This window comes from Carnobacterium alterfunditum DSM 5972 (assembly GCF_000744115.1).
GTDB lineage: Bacteria > Bacillota > Bacilli > Lactobacillales > Carnobacteriaceae > Carnobacterium_B > Carnobacterium_B alterfunditum.
The window spans coordinates 210898-233261 of record NZ_JQLG01000004.1; the positions used below are offsets into that span (position 1 = coordinate 210898).

At 36.0% G+C, this 22364-nt stretch carries 18 protein-coding genes and 1 pseudogene; 1 reads left to right on the forward strand and 18 read right to left on the reverse strand.

The window, feature by feature from the left end:
* Positions 1-88: 88 nt before the first annotated feature.
* Positions 89-250, reverse strand: a complete 162-nt coding sequence (locus tag BR50_RS12860; RefSeq protein ID WP_170206174.1) for a hypothetical protein — start codon at positions 248-250, stop codon at positions 89-91.
* 302 nt (positions 251-552) lie between these two features.
* Here BR50_RS12860 and BR50_RS01565 point away from each other — a divergent pair, with 302 nt between their 5' ends.
* Complete coding sequence (locus tag BR50_RS01565; protein ID WP_034545511.1) at positions 553-1149, forward strand: hypothetical protein; 597 nt, start codon at positions 553-555, stop codon at positions 1147-1149.
* A gap of 1063 nt (positions 1150-2212) precedes the next feature.
* On the opposite strand, the gene BR50_RS01570 is transcribed toward BR50_RS01565, so the two are convergent.
* The 17 genes and pseudogenes from BR50_RS01570 to BR50_RS01650 all read right to left on the reverse strand — a co-directional run bounded on the left by BR50_RS01570 (position 2213) and on the right by BR50_RS01650 (position 22342).
* The gene (locus tag BR50_RS01570) at positions 2213-3079 is read right to left on the reverse strand and encodes an IS3 family transposase (protein ID WP_081884465.1); all 867 of its coding nucleotides are present in this window, start codon (positions 3077-3079) and stop codon (positions 2213-2215) included.
* Positions 3043-3609 carry a helix-turn-helix domain-containing protein gene (locus tag BR50_RS01575; RefSeq protein ID WP_034545514.1) on the reverse strand — a complete coding sequence of 189 codons (567 nt, stop codon included), beginning with the start codon at positions 3607-3609 and terminating at the stop codon, positions 3043-3045. Before BR50_RS01575 ends, BR50_RS01570 begins: the two co-directional genes overlap by 37 nt.
* An 84-nt stretch (positions 3610-3693) precedes the next feature.
* Positions 3694-5031, reverse strand: coding sequence for a DEAD/DEAH box helicase (locus BR50_RS01580; RefSeq protein ID WP_051905706.1), 1338 nt, complete (start codon positions 5029-5031; stop codon positions 3694-3696).
* 154 nt (positions 5032-5185) lie between these two features.
* A complete protein-coding gene (locus BR50_RS01585) occupies positions 5186-6190 on the reverse strand; it encodes a Gfo/Idh/MocA family protein (RefSeq protein WP_034545517.1) in 1005 nt (334 codons plus the stop codon).
* A gap of 344 nt (positions 6191-6534) precedes the next feature.
* A complete protein-coding gene (locus BR50_RS01590; RefSeq protein ID WP_143298368.1) occupies positions 6535-7089 on the reverse strand; it encodes a hypothetical protein in 555 nt (184 codons plus the stop codon).
* Positions 7090-7162: 73 nt separating this feature from the next.
* Positions 7163-7510, reverse strand: a pseudogene (locus tag BR50_RS01595) (helix-turn-helix domain-containing protein).
* A 722-nt stretch (positions 7511-8232) separates the two neighbouring features.
* Positions 8233-9123, reverse strand: coding sequence for an aldo/keto reductase (locus BR50_RS01600; RefSeq protein WP_034545523.1), 891 nt, complete (start codon positions 9121-9123; stop codon positions 8233-8235).
* A 158-nt stretch (positions 9124-9281) separates the two neighbouring features.
* Entirely contained in the window at positions 9282-10127 is an 846-nt protein-coding gene (locus tag BR50_RS01605) for a metallophosphoesterase (RefSeq protein ID WP_034545526.1), read from the reverse strand.
* A 174-nt stretch (positions 10128-10301) separates the two neighbouring features.
* Entirely contained in the window at positions 10302-10994 is a 693-nt protein-coding gene (locus tag BR50_RS01610; protein ID WP_245792804.1) for a hypothetical protein, read from the reverse strand.
* Between the two features lie 390 nt (positions 10995-11384).
* Positions 11385-12806 (reverse strand): hypothetical protein, encoded by a 1422-nt coding sequence (locus BR50_RS01615; protein WP_034545528.1) that lies wholly within the window; start codon positions 12804-12806, stop codon positions 11385-11387.
* 83 nt (positions 12807-12889) lie between these two features.
* Positions 12890-13543, reverse strand: a complete 654-nt coding sequence (locus BR50_RS12390) for a hypothetical protein (protein ID WP_051905707.1) — start codon at positions 13541-13543, stop codon at positions 12890-12892.
* A gap of 605 nt (positions 13544-14148) precedes the next feature.
* Entirely contained in the window at positions 14149-14655 is a 507-nt protein-coding gene (locus BR50_RS01625) for a signal peptidase I (RefSeq protein WP_034545530.1), read from the reverse strand.
* Between the two features lie 94 nt (positions 14656-14749).
* Positions 14750-15877, reverse strand: coding sequence for a carbohydrate kinase (locus BR50_RS01630; protein WP_034545533.1), 1128 nt, complete (start codon positions 15875-15877; stop codon positions 14750-14752).
* Between the two features lie 85 nt (positions 15878-15962).
* A complete protein-coding gene (locus tag BR50_RS01635) occupies positions 15963-17402 on the reverse strand; it encodes a UDP-N-acetylmuramoyl-L-alanyl-D-glutamate--2,6-diaminopimelate ligase (protein ID WP_034545536.1) in 1440 nt (479 codons plus the stop codon).
* Positions 17403-17731: 329 nt separating this feature from the next.
* Positions 17732-18400, reverse strand: a complete 669-nt coding sequence (locus BR50_RS01640) for a P-II family nitrogen regulator (RefSeq protein ID WP_034545539.1) — start codon at positions 18398-18400, stop codon at positions 17732-17734.
* A complete protein-coding gene (locus tag BR50_RS01645; protein ID WP_034545542.1) occupies positions 18393-19883 on the reverse strand; it encodes a DUF1538 domain-containing protein in 1491 nt (496 codons plus the stop codon). The genes BR50_RS01640 and BR50_RS01645 overlap by 8 nt, the downstream gene beginning before the upstream one ends.
* 1193 nt (positions 19884-21076) lie before the next feature.
* Positions 21077-22342 carry a mechanosensitive ion channel gene (locus BR50_RS01650; protein ID WP_034545544.1) on the reverse strand — a complete coding sequence of 422 codons (1266 nt, stop codon included), beginning with the start codon at positions 22340-22342 and terminating at the stop codon, positions 21077-21079.
* Positions 22343-22364 lie beyond the last annotated feature (22 nt).

A 22364-nucleotide genomic window follows, 5' to 3' on the forward strand; every position in this document is an offset into this window, starting at 1 on the left:
ACCATCACTCATGTCAAATAACAATGAAATTCAGCTATCATTTCATCGTCTGATCCACGGTATTTCCAGCCAACAGTTCTTTAAATGGTCAATCGGCTTTCTTTTCTCCCTTATTGTATAAAGCAAAACCTAAAATGATCAACAGGATACCGATTCCTAACATGAGTATCTGGCGTCCTTCAAAATCGGTAAGACCCAATATAACGACAACAAATCCAATAGCTATCGTAAATAATCCGTTTTTTATCATACTCGCTCACCCTCACTTTTTATGATCGAGACTTAGACAAAGACTCCATTTTTCTTTCTTCTCATATTCATTTTCATCAAAATGAAAACGTGTGTCAACCTTTTACACTTATCTTAGCGTTAATTGTAAAACAACCCTTTTTCTTTATTTAGGAGTATGCTACCATACACAAAACATGCGCTAGATACACCTATTGCCAACGCTTCGTTATTTTTCCCACTAGCGCATATCGCTTTGTTTCTTCAATGAAACTTGGTACACTGTCGTTAGAGAATTTGACCAAAATGAAATGAGGTATTTTGATGCATAAATTAAAGGCAAGCTGTCATCCTATTTCAATACGCCCCCTCTTTGGCCTTAGTTTTTTGCTAATTTTTTTTGTTATTGTTACTGGCTGTGGTAAAAATGAACTAGCCGTGAATGCAGATAGCTCCTTTTCTGCTCAACGAGAATCGACTTCTTCTCATCCGACCGCTGTAGTTGCTACGCCAATCGAATCAAACAATCTAAAACAAGATGACGGGATCATCACATTTGCTGATTTTAAAGGGTACTGGGCTACTTTTGACTCAAAAGAAACCGAACCGTTCCAATCCGATATCGGCAAATATACCGTTGCGATCACCGATGATGCTTTTGTTCCTGGAGAATGGGGAACATCGCTAGGAAGCAGTGATATCCTTGATCACACTATCGAAGGATCGACACTAACGTTAAAACTTTATACACCCGATTCAGACCTTGAAAACACTGATGAAACCTACTCATTGACACTGGAACTTGTAAAAAAAGGCAGCTTGTTTGTCTTAAGATCCAAAAACGGATCCGTTATTTTCTACCCCGTTACGTCACAAGAATTTTTAGACGCCGGTTGGAAAATCCCAAGTGATGATCTCTGATCTGGACAAGTAAAAAAGAGCCCTCATTTTCTTTCACTTACGAAAGAAAATGAGGGCTCTTTTTTTGCCTGTTCACTCTTACTCTTACGTGAAACCCATTTTGACGTAGAAGTGAGGATCTTTGTCTGCTTCACTCCCACGTCAGAGACGCTTTGACGTAGGACTGAAGCTTTTTTGGAGTGTCACTCCTTCGTAAAACGACGCTTCACGAAGGAGTGACGCCAAATTCTTGTTCAACTTCGTCATCAAACCTTATTTCCGGGCTATATGAAGCGTATAGTTGTCGTGGCTGCATTTTGGACTTGTAAGATCCCTCGTTTTCTTTCACTTACGAAAGGAAATGAAGGCTCTTTTTGTTCTACTTCTACGTGAAACCCGTTTTGACGTAGAAGTGAGGATCTTTGTTTGCTTCACTCCCACGTCAGAGACGCTTTGACGTAGGAGTGAAGCTTTTTTGGAGTGTCACTCCTTCGTAGAACGACGCTTCTCGAAGGAGTGACGCCAAATTCTTGTTCAACTTCGTCATCAAACCTTATTTCCAGGCTATATGAAGCGCATAGTTGCCTTAACTGCTTTGAAACATGCTCTGAAATTGGCATTTGAAGGTGAAAAACGATGAGGCTAGGACATAAGTCCAAGCCTCTTTGATCCAACTAGTGATTCTAAGGATACTCCTAAAAGTAGCCTCATCGGAAGAAAATGATACTACAATTGACTACCATACTTTTAACTCTTTTTATCAAAAAATTCAGATGAAATTAGTTTAATCACTTACCTGAAATTTCTGTCGGAATAGGGTTTGCTTGTAGCCTAAAATGAAGCACTGTGGGCAAATAACGCCCAAGTGTATCATGTTTGTAAGCTGCTAAAGCAGCAACAACCATGACAACTTTCCTTTTAGGCTTCAGGCGTTTCCATGGCTCTCCACAAATAAACCCGTTATTCCAGAAGTAATTTCTTTTCGAACACCGACACCACTTATTAAACAAGCGATATAGAACAAAAAAAAGTCTGTTCATCAGTTTCCTGATAAGGTGCTGACCCCTAAAAGTTAGAGTTTTTATTATTCAGCTGATTGGCTGGTTTGAATTCGGTATTCTACCGGACTTAAGCCAGCCAATTTTGCTTTTGATCGAACATGATTATACCATTCGATATATTCTTCAATTCTTGATTTCAATTCCTCATAACTGACTAATTTCTCCCCATGATACATTTCTTGTTTTAGGATGCCGAAGAAATTTTCTATTGCCGCATTATCTGCACAAGTCGCCTTGCGAGACATACTCTGAAAAACGTTATTTTTCTTTAGTGTTTTGACCCAATGATTATGCTGATACTGCCAACCTTGATCAGAATGAAGAGTGGTACGAACCGTGGCGTATTCTTTAAGCATGCCGATGGCTTCTTCCAAAGGTTTCATCACTAAGTCCAGGATAGGTCGTTTATTTATTCCATAAGCTATCACTTCACTATTAAATAGATCTAGAATAGGACTAAGGTAGAGCTTTTCTCCGCCTGTACATTTAAACTCTGTCACGTCGGTGACGAGCTTCTGTAAAGTGATGGATGTAGAGAAGCGTCTATTTAACTTATTCTTGGCAATAGTGCCTACTTTTCCTTTATAAGAGTTATATTTCCGAGATTTTCTAATAAATTTAACACACTTCAAACCCATTTCTTTCATGAGACGATAAACTTTCTTGTGATTGACACTATAACCTAGTTTCTTCAGTTCATTTGTAATGCGTTTGTATCCAAATCGCTCTTTGAACTGAAAGAAAAGTTGTTCAATCTGTTCTTTTAGTCGCTGATTACTATCTATTTTTTTTAATTGCTTTACGTAATAGTGATAGGTTGACTCTGGAATACCCACCACCAGAAGGATATCTTTTAGTTTGAATCCTTCTTCTTTAAGTTCGTATGCCACTGCTGCTTGTGCTTTTCGAGAAAGACGTCGGGATTCTTCTGAAAAGCTTTCAACTTTTTTAAATAGGCATTCTCCAATTTCAGTAGTTCAATTTCTCGTTCTAATTCTTGTCTAGAACAATCTGCTGATGTGCCTGGTTTCTGTTGCTGTTTTTTTGGTTTTTTAGTCATTGAAGGACGCCCCTTTGGGTGTGGTTTTAGGCCTTCAACTCCCTTGCCTTGGAAAGCTTGATTCCAATTTGCGATAAGGGAAGGATTATTCATGCCGAAGGTAATGGCTGTATCTGAATAAGAAGTGCCTGTCTGTTTTATAAAGTGTAATACATCTACCTTAAATTGAACAGAGTAAGCTGCTTTCGTCTGTTTCCTTTTTAAACCGTCCAAACCAAGTTTTCGGTATGCCTTTACCCAATTATTAAGGGGAGTTGTAGAGGAAAGAGCATATTTCTTCGCTAGTAATTGAAAGCCCAAAGGGCCGTTTAGATACTCTTGAACAACTTGTAACTTAAATTCTTCACTATATTTTGTCATAAAAACAACCCCCAAAAGTTTAGATTTCACTCTAACTTTTGGGGGTCGCTACCTAAGCAGACCCCTTTTCTTATTCTCAGCTGGTTATGTACCAGCCTCTTCGTTTTTCGTTTGGGTTGTCTCTTTATTTTTTGTTTTTCTACGTGCACCCTTATTTTTGTCCACTTTTTTGCGGTGCTTTTTCTTTTTGAAAACCGGTTCAACGATCTCTCTTTCCGGTTTCGCTGGAGCTGGTTTGATAGTCTTTTTCACTTTGACCGGTGCTTTTACGGCTTCAACTCTCTCCGGCTGTTCTTCAGCTACCGGAAGTTCTTTCACAATTTCGCCTCCGTGCAAGTAAACGCGGCTTAATTTGATTTCTAGCGACGAGATCAATTTCTTGAATTCTCTTAATTCTCGTTCATTCACTAAAGTTAAAACAGTCCCTGTTTTACCCATACGAGCAGTGCGGCCTGAGCGGTGAATGTAGCTTTCTTTCGTCAGCGGGACATCATATTGGATCACATACGGTAAGCCTTGAATGTCTAATCCTCTAGACCCGACATCCGTTGTTAACAATAATTTGATTTTGCCATCGCGAAACTGCTGCAAGGCTTGTTTGCGTTCGGTCTTGTATTTTTCGCCATGTAAAACAGCTACTGAGATTCCTTCATACGTCAGCTTTTCAAAAGCTAATGTCAAATTAGCAACATTGTTGACAAAAACCAATCCTCTGAAATCCTTCATATGTGTCAAACGTCTAAGCGTCTCGACACGTTTACGCGTCGGTGTTTCGATATAAGCGTGCAGCACTTCACCTTTAGAACGATCATCTTCTGTGGCATCGATCCATTCTGGATCCACATTGAACCATTTGTTTAAATCTTGCATCAATTCATTGCTAGTAGCCGAAAAGAATCCCATTTGGCGTTGTCCAGGCATTTTATTGACTAATTTTCTGACGGTTGCCAATTGCTCTTGTTGCAACAATTGATCGGCTTCATCCAAAATGACCGTTTTTACAGCATGTAATTTTAATTTCTTGGTTTCAGAAATTTCAAAAATACGTCCTGGAGTCCCAACGATGATCTCCGGTTTTTCTTTCAATTTATCCAGTTGGCGTTTTAAGTTTGCCCCGCCGATGATGGTTTGAGCGTTTAAACCAAGTTGGCTTGCCCACTCTTGGACTACTTCTCCGACTTGGATCGATAATTCTTGTGAAGGTGTCAAGATAACAATTTGTAAGCCTGCTTTAGGTTCAACTTGTTCAAGGGTCGGAAGAGTATAGGCTACTGTCTTACCAGTTCCCGTTGGTGAGATCCCTACCACGTCTTTCCCGGTTTTTAAAGGTTCATACACTTTTTCTTGAATAGCAGAAGGTTCTTTATATGCTAATGTTTCCCAATATTGTTTAAATGCGGGTAAACTATTTTCTATCATCATTTAATCCTCGTTTCTTTTGTGTTGCTGTCAACCTCTATCATATCAAAATTATTCGCTTTCGGCTAACTTTTCTGTTATCCATCGTTCTAATTTTGATGAAAAAATGAAAAAAAGCTCGAATAAACTATTCGGGCTTCTCCACATTAGTATTATTTTATTGTTCATCTGCCACAAAAACGATGCCAGCATCTTTACGTAAATCGGTCATCAATTGGTTCACCTGTTGGCTTAAAGTCAGCCATTCTTTGTATTCTTTTTGCTTATTAACGTCTTCAGGGAAGTTGATCACATCTGCAAAATCTTTCGCTTCATCCATCATTGGATTTTCAGACGTTTTTTTCGCGATGCTTTCCTTCAATTTTGTTTTGCAATCAATGACGTCGATCGTTGTGATCGATTCAATACTGTCCATCGACAAAGTTTTGTTTAGGCCGTAAATTTCAGCTGGCAAGAAAGAATTAACGATTTTACCGGCTAATATTGTCACATCAAAATCTTTGTAGCGTAAAATGATCGTCCCTTTTCCATCTACGCCTGTTGCGATCTTAGTACAGAAATAATGGCTTGTTTCTGGAACACCAAACCACGCAAGGGCTGCATACAATGGATAGACCCCTAAATCAGCTAGGGCGCCTCCAGAAAAGTCTAGTGAGAAGATGTTCGGCTCTTCACCTCTTAAAACTGCATCATAACGAGAAGAATATTTCATATAAGTAAAGGTTGCCCCTTGCAGATTTTCAAGTGCCTTCACTTCTTCTTTGACGATTTTAAAGTTTTCTTCGTGTACATGACGAGCAGCTTCAAATAAAAACACCTTATTTTCTTCAGCTACCCTTGCTGCATCGACCCATTCGCGCGGGTTAGAAAAAATAGGTTTTTCGACTATTACGTGTTTGCCAGCTTCCATCAAAGTAATGGCTTGTTCGTAATGCATGCTATTTGGTGAAGCGATATAAACAACATCAATATCTGAATTTGTTGCAAAGGCTTCTAAACTAGTCTCAAATACCGTTGCTTGGTACGGAACACCAAAAGACTTGGCTTTTTCGATCGATCTTGAATATACCCCTACTAGTTGATACTCTTGTGTAGCGATCGCTGCATCCACAAATTGATTCGTGATCCAATTTGTTCCAATAATTCCTAAGTTTAATACCATTCTCAACCCCACCTAATCATCCGTTCACACTTTTAGTGCAACCGTTTTTTTCTTTTATCATACCATATTTCTTTCCTTAATTGAAATCAGAGTATGCATTTACTCAATTACTGCCTCTAGAAAACACAATCATTGGTTACATACTCAATACCGATCACGGGAACTTCATTTAGTAGATTTTTTCGGGGTGCCTCTACTTGAGTGTCTGTTACCACAACTTTCATTTCTGAATCTTTGAATTGTTTATCCGTCTCGCTAAAGCAATCTAATTCATTAGGAAAATAGCTCTCTAAAATATCTGCTAAAAAAATTCATGAGCCTTCCCAATAAACGATCAGAAGATACTAGAGCTCGATAAATTCTTGTTTTGATTCCTTTATCCACCTACTGTTAGGGCTACTTTCTATTTCTTCAAAAACTAATTTTATAAACGGATGATACATGTTATCTATATTCACCAACGTATTCTTAGTGTGATTGATCAAAAAAATGCTTCCTTGAAATTCTCTGTTGTAGACAATAGGATGGAAAATATTTTGTTGCACAACTTCTTTATTCGGCAACGCGAAAGAATATTTTCCGGAAATATTTGTTATGAATTGGCCAATATTCTGAAAAATAGCCAGTAATTCTTCCGGCAATTGTTTGAGTTGAGGCTCAGGATTCAGATATTGATCAGTAAAGTAAAAGCCCCTAAATTCGATTTCTGGCTTTTGAATTGTCAGAGTTATATCTTTTGAGAGATCTTCAATAATTGCTAGAACCGTCTGACTCTCTTTAATAGGATCTGTATATTTCTGCAGTATGTATCCTTTGCTGATACGTTCGAGGCAAATAAGCAAACAAATAGCTAGTTTATTTTCCACGATATGTAATAGAGTTAAGTCTGTTTTTTTCAAGTTCTTGTATCATACATCTTGCTTCATCTAATTCAACGAATTCAACGTGTTGGTTTTCACTCATTTTAGTCCCCTATTTTTCCCAGAAAAAAAGACTGTAAAAATACCAAATCTGTTTCTCTGACCCTGTTATCCTCATAGGTTTTTTTTAAGTCAAATTATATTCTTCAAGAAATAAATTGATTTGTTTAATACTGCGGACAATAGAAGATGTACTGGTAAATAAATTTTCAGCGTAATCTTCGATAGATTCTAACTTTTCTTGGTACAAGCATTCTAGTATTTGATAGTTTACGTTATCAGCTAAAATTTCTTGATAAACACTTTCCATTTGAAAGTAAGCTGGTAAGATCAATTTTACTCCATATTTTACTCCTAGTTCCAGACGCCTTAATGAACTTGAATCCATTAATAACCTCATGGTGATCCTCTCTCCCACGTTATTATTTTACTTATTCGACCTATGTATGCGAAGCAGAACTATTTTTCGCTAAATAAAGAATCGTCTATCTCGCTAGACGATTCTTAGGGAGACGTATAACACAGTTTTTTTGCGGGGGTTAAGATCTACCACAACTTGGCATGGAATATTGTGAGTAGATGAGGAGAATGAAAAGCTGGATGTTATGATTAAATAACTTAAAAAAACCATCCGTAAAGATAAGTTTGCCAGACAAATCGTGGGTATACGTGATCGTTTTCAGTAGGAATAGTTTCAATATATGGGGTATGGGGTATGGTATAGGTATAGGTATACTTTTTCTTCCTTAAAAGTCAGTGTAAGAGCTTGGAGAGGGATAGGTCCAGTTAGGCAAATGACGAATAAATGACAAACATTTGTTCCTATTCTTCATGGCTTCACTCCTTCTTTGTTCTGTAAAATAACTATATCATTTTTTAATCAAATTTTCATTTCAATATCTGCACTACAATAGGCAAATTATGATCAAAATGAATATTTAAACAGTAAATCAAATCTAAACATTTGTCCTTTTTGATTTTTCCAAAAAAAAACCAATGAATAATCGGTGCTTTAAAAGCACTTTATCCATTGGCAATTTACTGAACAGTTAGCTATAAAGTATCTTATATTCACTAAGGTCCTTATTTTATTTATAAAAAGCGGTATCTGATATCAGTTTTTTATTTTCCACCATGTTTTTGCTCTCTATGATTACGTGCTCGCATAACTTCAGAACGAATCAAACTGTTAGGATTTCGATCTCTATTTTGCTTATCTAATTTGTTGATCGTATCCATGTCTTCATTTGATAACATAAAATCAAACACTTCGATATTTTCTTGAATACGGTCTTTGTTGCTGGATTTTGGAATTGGAATAACATTTCGTTGGATATCCCAGCGTATGGCTACTTGTGATGCTGTCTTGCCATATTTTTCGCCAATCGTTGTCAAATGGCGTTCTTTGCTGATATTTCCTCTTTTCAATGGACTATGAGCCATGCTGACAATATTTTCAGAATCACAAAAGTCGTTTAAATCTTCATTTGGATTTCCTGGATAAATTTCAAATTGATTGATTGCTGGACGTACTTGGGCTTCTTTCAACAATTCAGATAAGTCGGCTCTGCTAAAATTAGATACTCCGATCGATCTAGCCCTGCCAGATTCATAAATAGCTTCTAACGCTCTCCACGTTTCTAGATTAACTGCATCATCTTTATCAGGCCAATGAATCATCAACAAATCTACATAAGGTTGGTTCAATCGGTTTAAACTTGCTTCAAAAGCTTGGGTAGCCTTATCAAATCCAGCATCCGTTTTCCAAATTTTGGTAACTAAAAAGATTTCATCACGAGAAATACCTGAACTAATAGCACGATTGACCCCGCGCCCAATATCTTCTTCATTATCATACTGTGAAGCTGTATCGATTAGTCGGTAACCTTTCATAATTGCTGAAAAAACGACATCTTCAGCCTCTTTTCCTGTCATTCCGCTTGTTCCTAATCCAATTCCCGGAATCGTGTACCCATTGTTCAACGCCATTCTGTCTAATAAGCTTTCTACCATAGTTATCCGCCTCCTAAACTTTGTTATCTTCAGTTTAAACAAGAGTATCTCAAACTTCAAAAGATAACACTTACAAAATAAAAAGGAAAGTGGCTAAACACAAAATTCTGGTTTTGTGTTTAGCCACTTTCCTTTTTTGATTGCTTATTTTTAGTTTCTTAGTGCAGTACGATAACAACTATTTCTGGTCGATTATTGATACGAAGTGGGAAAGTCGAATTCCCGATACCACGGCTGACCATCATCCGGTAAGCCGGCATTTCAGGGTCATAATAGACTCCATTAGTAAATGTTGGCAACTTCCCTTGTCCTGGCGAAAATAAGCCGCCTAAGAACGGTAATCTTACTTGTCCTCCATGAGCATGCCCGCTAAGCGTAAGGGCAGGTACACGTGTTAGATCCATTAAATACTCTTCGAATAATTCTGGACGGTGTGCCAATAAAATACGCGGCTTTGTCCGCAAAGATTCTTCTATCATCACGCCTCTTAAAATAGGCTTTGGTGTTGAACTAAAATCTTCTTTTTCCGACAATCCCATCACAACTATCCCGGCTTCGCCAATCGGCAACCAATCCGCTTCATCGATCAATACCCTTACACCTACAGAAGTTAATGTTGCTTCCCATTTTTGTAGATGTCCTGAATTCAAATCATGATTGCCAGTCACTGCAAAGGTTGGAGCAATCTCAACTAGTGAGCGACACAAGAATTCTAATTCTTCTTGCGGAAAATCATCTCGCACATCGATCAAATCACCGGTCAATGCGATCATATCCGGTTTTTCTTGTGCTACTTTTTCAATCAATTTTTTTACCGATACGCCTTGACGCGGCAAATGCAAATCACTCAATTGAACTATTTTTGCTCCGCTTAAACTTTTCCCTGTAAACGGGATTTTTATTTCAATTTGTGTTCGTTCTAGTTGGGTGTTTTGTAAATATAAATAAAGAATAATGACACATACAATTGCTACCACAACACCAACTATTGACCATCCTGACATGCGTATTCCTCCTTGACTATGCTAAACATATTTGTCTTATCTGATTTATTCACTACAATAAGCTTTTCTTATTGTATCATAGTTTTTTAAGTAAAGCGGATACAAAAGATGGTTTATTCAAAAATAACAAACAAAAAATCCGGTTCTTTTTTTTAAAGAATCGGATTTTCTATTTTAGTTGGTATAAATCATTTTTGTGCTTTCTAATGTATCTGCTTTTACTGATTCAAAGAAATAATTTTCTTTACCGCTTTTGATCTCAAGATCGATAGCTTGGATCTCCTTCTCTGCATTATGGATCATTAACAATTCTGTCAACCCTTTTGACTGAGTCAAGATTTCATCAACAGTTAACCCTTCTTCAATCGTTAGTTCGATCGTAAGAAGACCGCTTACCAAGTCAAAATTATTTTTACTAACGTCCCATCTTCTTGATAGCGTTGATTTTGAAACCGCATTCACATTATAGTAAAAATTTGTCATTCTTACCCCTTCACTTGTGGTTTCAACTTTGTGTTCCAATTTATTTTCAGTATTAGACTCTTCAGTTTGTATAGTGTAACCACTGTAAGTTAGAATGGTCACTTCTTGATCTTTTACTTGTTTTAAAGCATTCGCTTGTTCCATTAACTCTTTTTCTGTTCTGCTAGGATCAGCAATAGCTACAATAGGTTTTTTATTGTCCATCTGTTCTGATGAAAAGTTAGTTTGATAGGCACTAGTCAATCCATCTATTGCTTTAACGGATAAAGGTTGGAAAAGATAACCAGATAAAAATGCGGTCAATCCTAAAAGTACAATTAAACTTAAACGAAGGTGATTTGTGTTCCTTCTTTTTATGTGAGTTTGAACTGTTGGATTTATCATAAAAAAACACCGCTCCCTATTATTCAATTAAAATTAATTATTATACAGCATATTTATTATCCTTATTGATAATATAACGTTTTGAAAAAAACATTGTATAAAAATTTATTTTTGATGTAAGGCCCTTATTTTTATAAGTTAAGTATAAACTATTATTTCATTATATTCTATCTTATACCTATATAATCGGCATAAAGTTTTATTAGTTAAGGGTTACTTCAAAGAAATTTTTTTCAAACTAGTACCTATAATAAAGCCACAAAAAAAAGCCCGCTATATTTAGCGAGCTTTTTTTGATTCTTTATATTGGTTATGGCAGTATTATTGAGGAAAAGGAATTTTTGTTTACTTTGATTTCTGTCTTGATAATAATTACTCGATTTTATTATTTTATTGGGTCATTATTACATCTCGGTAAATCACTAACCTATTTCCAGTGTTTCCTACAATAATTATTTTAAGCTTTCCTTTTTTATCCTTGTCTGACGATTTTGCAGCTTTACTTGTATTGATTAACAAATAATTTTGTTTATCATTTTGATCAGCTTTATGCAGACTCAAGTCAAACAGCGTTGGTTCTGTAACAATCTCAGCGTACAGATTCTTATATAACAGATTCGCGTCAGCTAAAGAATCCCCCAGATTATTACCATTCCAATTATCACCTAAGCTTGTATGTTTAAATGTTAGTTTCTTTTGATTTAAAGTAGTATAAATTGGCAATATTTTAAACTCATTTGAAGTTTTTTCATCCGTATTTAATAAAATTCTTTTTTGAACTAAAGGCAATAAATCACTAGCAAACTTCACATACGTATTCGGTCTACTACCATCATAATGAAAGTCTACCTTGTAATAGTTAGGTTGAGTTAATAAATTCTCAGCTTTTTTATTTGATATATCAAAAGAGAAAGTTAGTTTAATAAATCGTCTATTCTCCATTACCTCTGCCTTTATATTATAACCTTCTGGTTGATCAATACGGAAATTATCGTCTGCTTTCAACTTTCCTTCTGGCAGTTCAATATAAAGCACATTATCATTTAAATTTCGAACTCCATCGCCTGACTCTAGTTCACTAAAATACATGATATTTTCAAATTGTGCATCATTGTATCTTACTTCATTATTCCATTTCCAATTCTTATCATCGGCTGCTGGCCAATAGTTAGGATCTGGTACTTCTTCGGCTTTCAGTTTTAATTCATGTTTGAAAGAAACTTTATCATAAAACATCGTTTCTTTAGGTTCAGATGAATTAGTTTGTACCAAAAGAAATGTAACTGTAATATCAATATCACGATTTTTTTTAGGTACGGTATTAGTTTTATATTCGATTGTTACTGGAGCATCTTTTTCCTGATTTCCATCAAAAATCCATTCATTATTCTTGTTGTCTGTTACAAATGTATAGTTAGCTGAATTTATTTTTGAAGCAGGAATCGATTTGTTATCTGATGCAAAGTCAAAATTCATTATTATTTGGATTTCACTATCATTAACCAAAGTATCTGTTCCCTTTTCCGTGACTTGAATCTTATAAGCCAGTTTGCCATCCAATGTTCCTTTATTTTTTAAAACATGAGAAGAAAGTAAAACTGGATCCCCACCTAAGTAGGTTAATCCAGTGGTAGTTTCATTTTGTTCAGGAGACAAGTCCAAGTTGCCTAAAGTCAACTTTACTCCTGCATTTAAGCTAGCACTATCAGTAAAACTTGCAAAAACTTTACTGGAAGGAATTAAGTAGAAAGTCATGAAGAATAGTGCATTGATATATATAAACACTTTTATCATTAACTTTATTTTTTCCATCTACTTATTTCCTCCTTATGTCAGCCATTCCTTAATTTATTAGTTTTTATTATATGATTCGTTATTTTTTAGACTAATTTTGCTTATTTATTTACTTGATTTGCTGTTACCGTAACTGCATTTTTAATAATATCTGTTGTAGCAGTAGCATCCTGAAGTGCGTTAAAAATTAGACTGTCTTTATTAAGCGTCTTACTATTTTTTTGATTATTTGTTGCGTCAAAAGAATCTTCTGTATTAACACTGATAGTCATTTTATACTTTACAGATTCATCTTTTTTAATTATGCCATTAGTTGATAGTCCACTAGCAGCTTCAATTGGTTCAAAATTAACATTAAAAATACTATCAGTATTGCTTGATACAGTATTTTTCACTGTCACATTCTGTTCTAAACTGCCGACATTTTTAAATTCAAATATTCTCTCAAATTTATCTCCTGGTTGAACATTTGTAATATTTTTAGCATTTTCAGTTGTAACAGTCATATTATTTGTCACTGAAGTTGTGCCAGTTAATAAAGCGGAATTAACTTTACCATTTTCTGGAGTATATTTCCATAAGCTATCAACTGATTCAATGTCTAAATTTCCTAATTCTAATTTAATATCCGCTTGTTGTGTTGCACTATCTGAGAAATATGCCCGAGTTCCGTATGCTGCCACACTGATGATCAGTAATGCTCCTAGTAGTAATGGTAATTTTTTTCTTCTGTTGTTAGCTGATGTTTTTTTCATTTTATATTCTCCTCCATCGCATTTTATTTACGCATTTTATTTAGTTTTTTGTTTCGGTTTTAGTAACTATAATCCCGGGATAAAGATAAGTCAAACAGGTTAGTTTTTATACAAAATCATAAATATTCATCTCACAAGATATAACTTTTGTTTAGGATTACTTATTTTATTTTTTTATTTGATAATCAAACTAACGGCATTATAATGGGATTTTTAAAATGTTTGTTATAAAACTGTATGAGAGATCATCTGATTTCAAACAATAAAACAACATTTGTTTAAACCAAAAAAACATAAATTGAATATTAAATGTATAAAAAAACCGTTTTCATGGATATAGCCAATTAAAATTGTCTATTTATTAAAAAAAAGGTGTTATTTGTAATAAATATAAATAACGTTTTTTTTTTTATGATCTTCATTTATTTTAATGGCTGATTTTTTCGCTATAACGCCATTAAAATGCCTAAAAAAACCAAAAAAAAATAGAAGGTGGATGGTTTTATCCACTTTCTATTCAATGAATCCGCTATATACTGTATAAAAATTCTTTTTAAAAGTTTTTGAAAATCGAGTGGAAATGCTTTTACTAAACAGTTGTTCATTTAAATATTGCTCTTTTCTTCCTCTTTTGTGCTGGGATTAATATACAGATGAATAAGATAGATACCCATGAAAGCAACAACTATAGCAAAGGCAATCGGTTTTTGTAAGAAAGTAACGACGTACCCAAAATAAGGGATCAGAATTTTTTGAGTCCCAATGTAGGTTTCTTCTGTAACAAAACCTTGATCTTGGATGTTATTTGCATCCCCTTTGGTCACTAAGCCTTCAGCCGTTTTATCGTTCACTCTATGTGTGACGAGTTCTTGATTGTATTGAAACGTGATCACATCTTCTTTTTCAACATCAGCATAAGGTTCCGTTTCAACAATGATAAAATCACCGACCGCTATCTCGGGTTCCATACTGCCGCTCACAACTGTGTACCCTTTGTATCCGAGTAATCCGCTACTATCAGGTGCGGAAAAGAAACTGATCCCGGCGATGATCACAAAAACAGAAACAAGTACTACTGCTAGAGCTGTTCCAATATCTTTCACTATTTTCATTTTTAATTTCCTCACTATCTTTCTATTTGCTTTAAAGATAGCATATCACTCAAATGAAATCTATCTTATTTCGATTTCCATTAAACAAAAATCACTACTTATTTATAAATTTTTCTTTTGATAAATATCCATTATACTCACTTTGCAATTGGTTCTTAGATAAATTAGGTCGAACAACATAAAGCGATTGAGAAGTAAGGAAAGCATTTGTTAACCCTACACCGATGCTTTCATAGATCGACTTATCCTGCAAGTAGCTATGAACTAAGCCAGCACAAAAAGCTTCATTCATGCCCCAATTGTACTGATCATTTTGTTCACTTGAATAATTGAAAATAGAAATCTCACCTTTTTGATTTCCAAATGCTATTTTAGTACTGCCTTTAGAAATAAAGACATTTTCTGGTCCTTTATCTAACCATTTTTTGACAGCCTCTTTTAAATCTTCGTCCGTATCGATAGTCATATCAAAATGAGCTTCTGTTTCATTGTGTTTTGTGATCAACACTTTTATTCCACCTAAGAAACAAGGGATATTTGTTAGTTTTTGAACCGAAACGGTCAGTAAAGTAACCGGTATATTGTGTTTGATAGCAAAACCATTTAAAAATTCAATCGTTTCTTTAGGACAATTTAAGTCGATGATGATGTATTTTGCTCGCTTTAATACAGAAAGGTGCTTATTGATCCACTCAACCGTCATTTTATCAAAAATATCCATTTCTGCTAAACCTAAAACCATTTTGCCAGTAGAATCGATCACTTCCATGAATGTACCAGTAGCACAGCCTTCTATTTTATCGACAGCTTTGATATTCATAAAATGTTCCGAATGTTTTTCAATGATCGTCGATTCAACATCATTGCCGACTACCGAAAAAAACTTCACTTTTTCTTCTAGTCGTCCTAAGTTTTCAGCTACATTACGTGCTACGCCACCAGCATTTTTACGAGAATGCACATTGTTTGACGTTCCTTGGATCAATGTATCTTTTATCAAATAGCGGCGATCAACGTTCGCTCCGCCAATACAGATGATTGGTTCTTCTTCAGTTAACACATAAGCTTTTCCCAACAAATAATCTTTTTTGACAAGTCCTGAAATAAGATTCGCTGTAGCTGAACGGGATAATCCAATATCATCCGCCAATTCTTGTTGTGCTATAAAAGGATTTTCACGAATGATTTCTAGAATCTTCTTTTCTTTTTCGTTAAGGCTCATCGTCAGTTCCCTCTTCCCTGTTGTAACTTATTAATCAACTCGTTCTCATTACCGATCACCGTTTTGAAGTTGAGAGCTGATTTCCTTATTCTTGCAAATAGTTTACTGTTTCTTGATCTGTTTTGGTCTTTAAAGCATAGTTTTCTTTGTACTGCTCATGCCCTTTACCTAGTAACAATACCCAGTCACCTGCTTGAGCTCCTCTGATCACTTTTTGAATAGCTAGTGTTCGATCCATAATAATACTCGTTTTATCCTCTACATGACACTCTTTTTGGATAGATACGTAATCAGCGTATAAGTTGTCGATCGTCGAACCAAAAAGTTCGGTTACCGTTAAAATAGCATGTGTGCTTAACTGACAAACATTTTCCAGCATCGCTTTTCGCTTTGATTCATCACGGTTTCCGGCAAATCCGAATACGGTTATGATGCGTTTTGCGCCCTTGCTGATAGCTGTATTGATTGAAGTAGCTAAAGCATCCGGCGTATGAGCGTAATCAACGACGACCGTTACTTTGTTGGCTAAGTGGAAAATTTCAAATCGTCCTACGATGCCTGAAAACTGAGCCATATAAGGCGTTACCTGTTCATACGGTACTCCTAGTTCGTGAGCGACACAACTAGCCATCGTTAAGTTTTCCAAATTATGCACTCCGGGCAAGGGTGACCACAAATCATATTCATTATTTTTATACCTTACTGAAACATTATCCAGCTCTTTAGCTAGAATTTGAACCTGATTAGTTGGTTCTTCGCCAACGGTCACGACCATCTTTCCTTCCGCAGTCAAACGTTCGGTCAGCTTTTTGCCCCAGCTGTCATCATAATTGATTATAGCTGTACCATCCGGCTTAAGTTTTTCGAACAATAAGGCTTTGCATTCAAAGTATTCTTCCATTGTATCGTGGTAATCTAAATGATCATGTTGTAAATTATTAAATAAAGCATAATCAAACTGGATCCCCTCCAAACGGTCTTGTTCTAAACCTTGAGAAGATACTTCCATAACTACAACTTGATCGTTCGATTCCCTTAGCAATTGATTGATCATTTTTGCATTTGGGGTCGTATTGACAGATTGGATCCTTTTCCCATTGATTTCATTGTAAATGGTCCCAATCGAAGAAACACTGTAACCTTGTTTTTCTAAGAGCTGTTTAACTAAAAAACTAATCGTTGTTTTGCCATTAGTCCCCGTGACGCCGATCATAATTTTATCTTTTGATGGATCTTTATAAAATTCCTTTGCCACTTGACCTAGTGTCTTTCGAGCATTTTTTACTTTCAAATATGGAACTGTTAAATCTATGCGATCATTTTCCCCAATAATAAGGATCGCGCCATTAACAATGGCTTGCTGGATATAGATGTGCCCATCTGCCATATGTCCTTTGATTGCTATAAAGATATAGCCAGGACCGACTTCATTTGAATTATCGGTGATCCCTTTTACATTAAGTGATTGATCCAAGGTTTCACTGTATTCCAAATGACCCATTGTTAGTATATCTGTTATTTTCATCGTAATCAGCTTCTCCTTTTATTCTTTGATAGATACAAAGTGAACTCGTAGTATCTATTTTTTTGACAAGCAAATTCCATTACGAAATAAACCGTTTTCTACTAAATCATTCACTAGATACTTATCATCTTAACCTAATCAGTACTCGATTTCAATTTACACCGCTTTATTTAGGCTTTTAGCTTCCTGAAAGGGACAAACGGTTCTTGAATTGGTTTTTATTCGCTTACTGCACGATCAAAGTACTGGGCAAATAAAAAAATCCCCATAGGACCTTAGTCTTTTTGGGGATTTCATCTTTAAATAAGTCTAATAAAAATTGGGATCTTTTAAAATAAGCCTCTCGTGTTGGTTACGTCCATTGTGAAGAGTACACCGTTTCCAGGTTGTTCGATTTTCAGGGCATTGCTTATCGATGCTACTACTGCATCTGTCGTTTGTTGTTCGGTAAGGATCATCACAACTTCTTTTTCTGGTTCGATATTCATTGAGAAAAGTCGGCTTGTTTCGTGGCTACCAGAACCACGGGCATTGATAACTGTTCCTCCTTGCGATCCAGCTGCAACGGCAGCGTCAATCACTTCTTCTGCTTGGCCACGATCAACGATCGTAAATATAGCTTGGTGCATACTATCCTCAACCTTTCTGCCGTGAGCATCTTTATCATAGACGCAGTTACGGTTTCCCAATAAATTTGCAATGGGGATCGTAAACGCGATCCCACGATTTCTTTTTTTCAATTGTAATTTTTCAGTTAAATCATTTAAGGCTGTTTCAGCTACTTCTTTGCGTGCGGCCATGATCAGAACTTCTTTTCTGACATCCTCTAGACCAAAAAATTTCAACGCTGAATTAGAAGCTGTTCCTAAACCGCGAAAAACGGTTCCACCTGAAACACCACTCTTTTTAGCAATTTGCAATGCTTTACTTCCGGTTCCACTATTAACGACTAAGAATAGCACGTCATAGTCGACACCTTGAATAACCGTATTACTCATTCGCGTGGAATCCTCCCTTACGAGATTTAATTTTGAATAGTATACCAAGTATTTCTAATGTAATGATGGGCATCATAGCCACCATTGCGATCATGCCAAATCCATCTAGTAAAACATTTGCGCCTTCGATCGATTCAGCTGCACCTTGGACAAACGCTAAAATGAAAGTTGCAGTCATGGGGCCGGAAGCTACACCACCAGCATCAAATGACATCCCGACAAACATCTTAGGCGTGACATACATTAATCCGATAGCCAAGATGTAACCAGGTAAAAGGAAATGCCATAATTGCAAGCTTGGAACCAAAATTCGAATCATTGATAAAAGGACTGCTAATCCAACACCGATCGATAGTGCTGTCAGAACAACTTTTCTTGTAACGTAACCATTTGTGACATCCTCGATTTGATTTGTTAAAACATAAACAGCCGGTTCGGCTAAAATAGTTACGATCCCTAGTACGAAAGCAACGATCAAGACATAAAAAGTGTTGTCCAATGCTGCTACAGTATATCCTACCACACTTCCAACATCCATGAAACCAGCATTTACTCCAACTAAAAAGATAACTAAACCAAAGAAAACATAAAAGATACCTTTCATGATTTTAACTAATTTCTTTTTCGATAATTTCAAAAAGAAGACTTGATAAAGTAAGAAAATAGATACGATTGGAACTAAAGCGACCAGAATTTCGGTCATAATAATAGGAAAATAATGAATAAATGGTGCTATGATGGAATCTGATCCAGCCGTATCTACTGATAAACTTCCTACAAGCTCATCCTGGCCGCCAAAAATATTCATCATCATAACTGCGATAATGGCTCCTGAAGAAGAAATGGCTACTAATCCAAAGCTATCTTTTTCAGATGCCTTGCCGTCTTTTTTCAAGGTTGATACACCTAATGCTAAAGCCAACATAAAAGGTACGGTCAACGCACCTGTAGTCGCTCCAGAAGCATCAAATGCAATAGCTAAAAATTCATTTGATGTAAATAATGCTAATATAAAGATGACACTATAAATCCCTGTCAACAATTTGTACAAAGGAATATTAAACACGATCCGCAACAGACCAATCGTCATCATCACCGCGATCCCAATAGAAACATAAAGCAATATGCTCATATTGCTGATAGCTCCTCCAGTTACATCTGCGATCTGGTTGGCTAAGATATGCAGATCCGGTTCCGCTATTGAGATAAAAAACCCTAGCACGATGCCGGCAACAGCGACGATCCAAACTTTGTTACTCTTGGCCATTCCTTTTCCTAAATTGGTCCCAATCGGGCTAATTCCTATATCGGTCCCAAATAAAAAGATAGCTAATCCAATAACAATAAATAATGCACCTAGTAAGAAACGCAATAACAGATTGGTTTCAAGTGGCGCTATGGTAAAATGTAAGATCAAAACGATCACAACGATCGGTAAAACAGAGAGCGAAACTTCTTTTAATTTTTCCGTAAGTATATTCAAATATACGACACATCCCTTATATTTTCAGTAACCTAAGTATTTACTTGATTGAGAATTGCTGAAGAAAACAAAAAGATAATTGCTTTAGAACAAACGACTTTACTGTTTGAGCATTCACTGATCAATCAATTTGACAGGAAATTTTTTTGCTTTCATCAACTATCCATGCAAGTACCCACTTTACTACTCATATTAAGTCTACCATAAAATTGACTAAAGATAAAATCTGTCTTGGTACACGTCTATCTTTATTAGTGTGATAAATTAATTAAATTTCTTATTCAAAATTTCTATTGGAATAGGAATTGCTTGTAGCCCTATCAAGAATTCAAATAAAATGGTCCACTATTTTAAGTTACTCGAACTAACGCTCGTTCAGGCTACTCAATTGCAAATCGGCTTCTCAGTTACTCGAACTAGCGCTCATTTAGGCTACTCAATTGCAAATCGGCTTCTCAGTTACTCGAACTAGCGCTCATTTAGGCTACTCAAATACAAATCAGCTTCTCAGTTACTCGAACTAGCGCTCGTTCAGGCTACTCAAATACAAATCAGCTTCTCAGTTACTCGAACTAACGCTCGTTCAGGCTACTCAATTGCAAATCAGGTTCTCAGTTACTCGAACCAACACTAATTTTGGTGGTAATAGATTAGTTTAGTCACTCGCTCGAAATTTCAGGCGGAATAGGGTTGCTTGTAGCCATGTAAAGAATTCAATGCGAATTATAGAGCTTTAACGCTTTAGCGATTAAGCTCTATTTGAGGCTTGAAAGCCTGGAAGACTTCCTTTTAGGCTTCAGGCGTTTCCATGGCTCTCCACAAGCAAACCGTTATTCCAGAAGAAATTTCTTTTAACACATTATAAGTCGCCATTTTTAGGATTGATAGATCAGTTGGAGCACTCACTCGCAATTTCAGGCGGAATAGGGTTGCTTGTAGCCATGTAAAGAATTCAATGCGAATTATAGAGCTTTAACGCTTTAGCGATTAAGCTCTATTTGAGGCTTGAAAGCCTGAAGACTTCCTTTTAGGCTTCAGACGTTTCCATGGCTCTCCACAAGCAAAACCGTTATTCCAGAGGAAATTTATTTTGGAACACTAACACCCTTTGATATATAGACTTTTTTCTGTTAAAAAAAAAAATAAAGCCGAACTACTTTATTAGAAGTTCAACTTTATGAAAAGTATGTCTGTTATAACGTTGGACCTTGGTCGTTTGGTGATTTGCTTTCTTTGTCCATCTTCTTGTCTAATTCAGCTAACTGACTCTTAGCGAAGTCACGTCCGCCAATACCAAACGCAATTGCGAAGGCAACAGACAATGCACCTAAGATCAAGATAAAGGCCAAATTAACAATACTTGTAGCGAATTTCAATTGATCTAAAGCCATGAAGACAGATAGAACGATCAGAATATATTTCAAACTTTCACCGGCAAATTTATTCCCAGTTGATTTTGTAACAAATCCTCCTAAGACTGATCCGCCTACAACACCGACTCCTAAAATGATCAATGCACTAATAACAAGCGGCAAGTATGCGATCATTGCTGAACCGATCGTATTCAAAACTTCTAAGTTTAAGACGTTCAATGCTTCAACTGTGAAGAAAACACCGATAACAACAGCTACGATTTGCCCAATAATTTTAGCGATATCAAAATTCATATTTCCTGAATTTTTAATCAATTTAGTTAAATTATTGATGCCTGTACTTGATAGTAAATCAGTTAAAAGTTCACCCACAAATTTAGCAATAGCGACACCAACTGCTAATAAAATGACTGCTACGATAACATTTGGAATAGCAGCTAACACTTGATTTAGTACGCCAACGATCGGACGAGAGATCGTTTGGATATTTAATGTTTCTAAAGCAATCGTAACGATTGGGATCAAGATAATAATATATACAATGTTTCCTAATACTTTAGCCATCGTACTCTTTTGACCAGCAGAAGGTGCTGCTTCTACTGCTGATTTAGAAGTTGTAAGTTTAGAGACCCATTTGTCAACATCTAACGTCAATGCCAAGTTGTAAACAAGATTTTTAACAAAACGAGCCACAATTATTCCAATAGCCATGATAACGACAGCTGCGAACATATTAGGGAAGAAGTTCAGAGCTGTATCAAACATATTAGAAATTGGTCTAGCAACCGCATCTAATCCCAACATACCCAAGATACCTGGTAAGAATAATAACCAAACTAAGAAATATAGGACTTGTGATAGAGAATCGATGGTCGTTTCAGCTTGTTCTTGCGAATTCGTTACACTCCACTTTGTTAAAAGTTTGCCAAATCCGGCTACTTTAAGCCCTTTTTGAACAGCTTTTTTAACTACTGTAGCAACGACCCATGCTAGTATTAATAGTAGGATAGCTCCTAATAGTGTCGGCAGAAAATCAACGAATGAATTTAACCCTGAACTAACTGAATTTGTTACAGTATCGGTCATAATCAACATCTCCTTTTCTTTA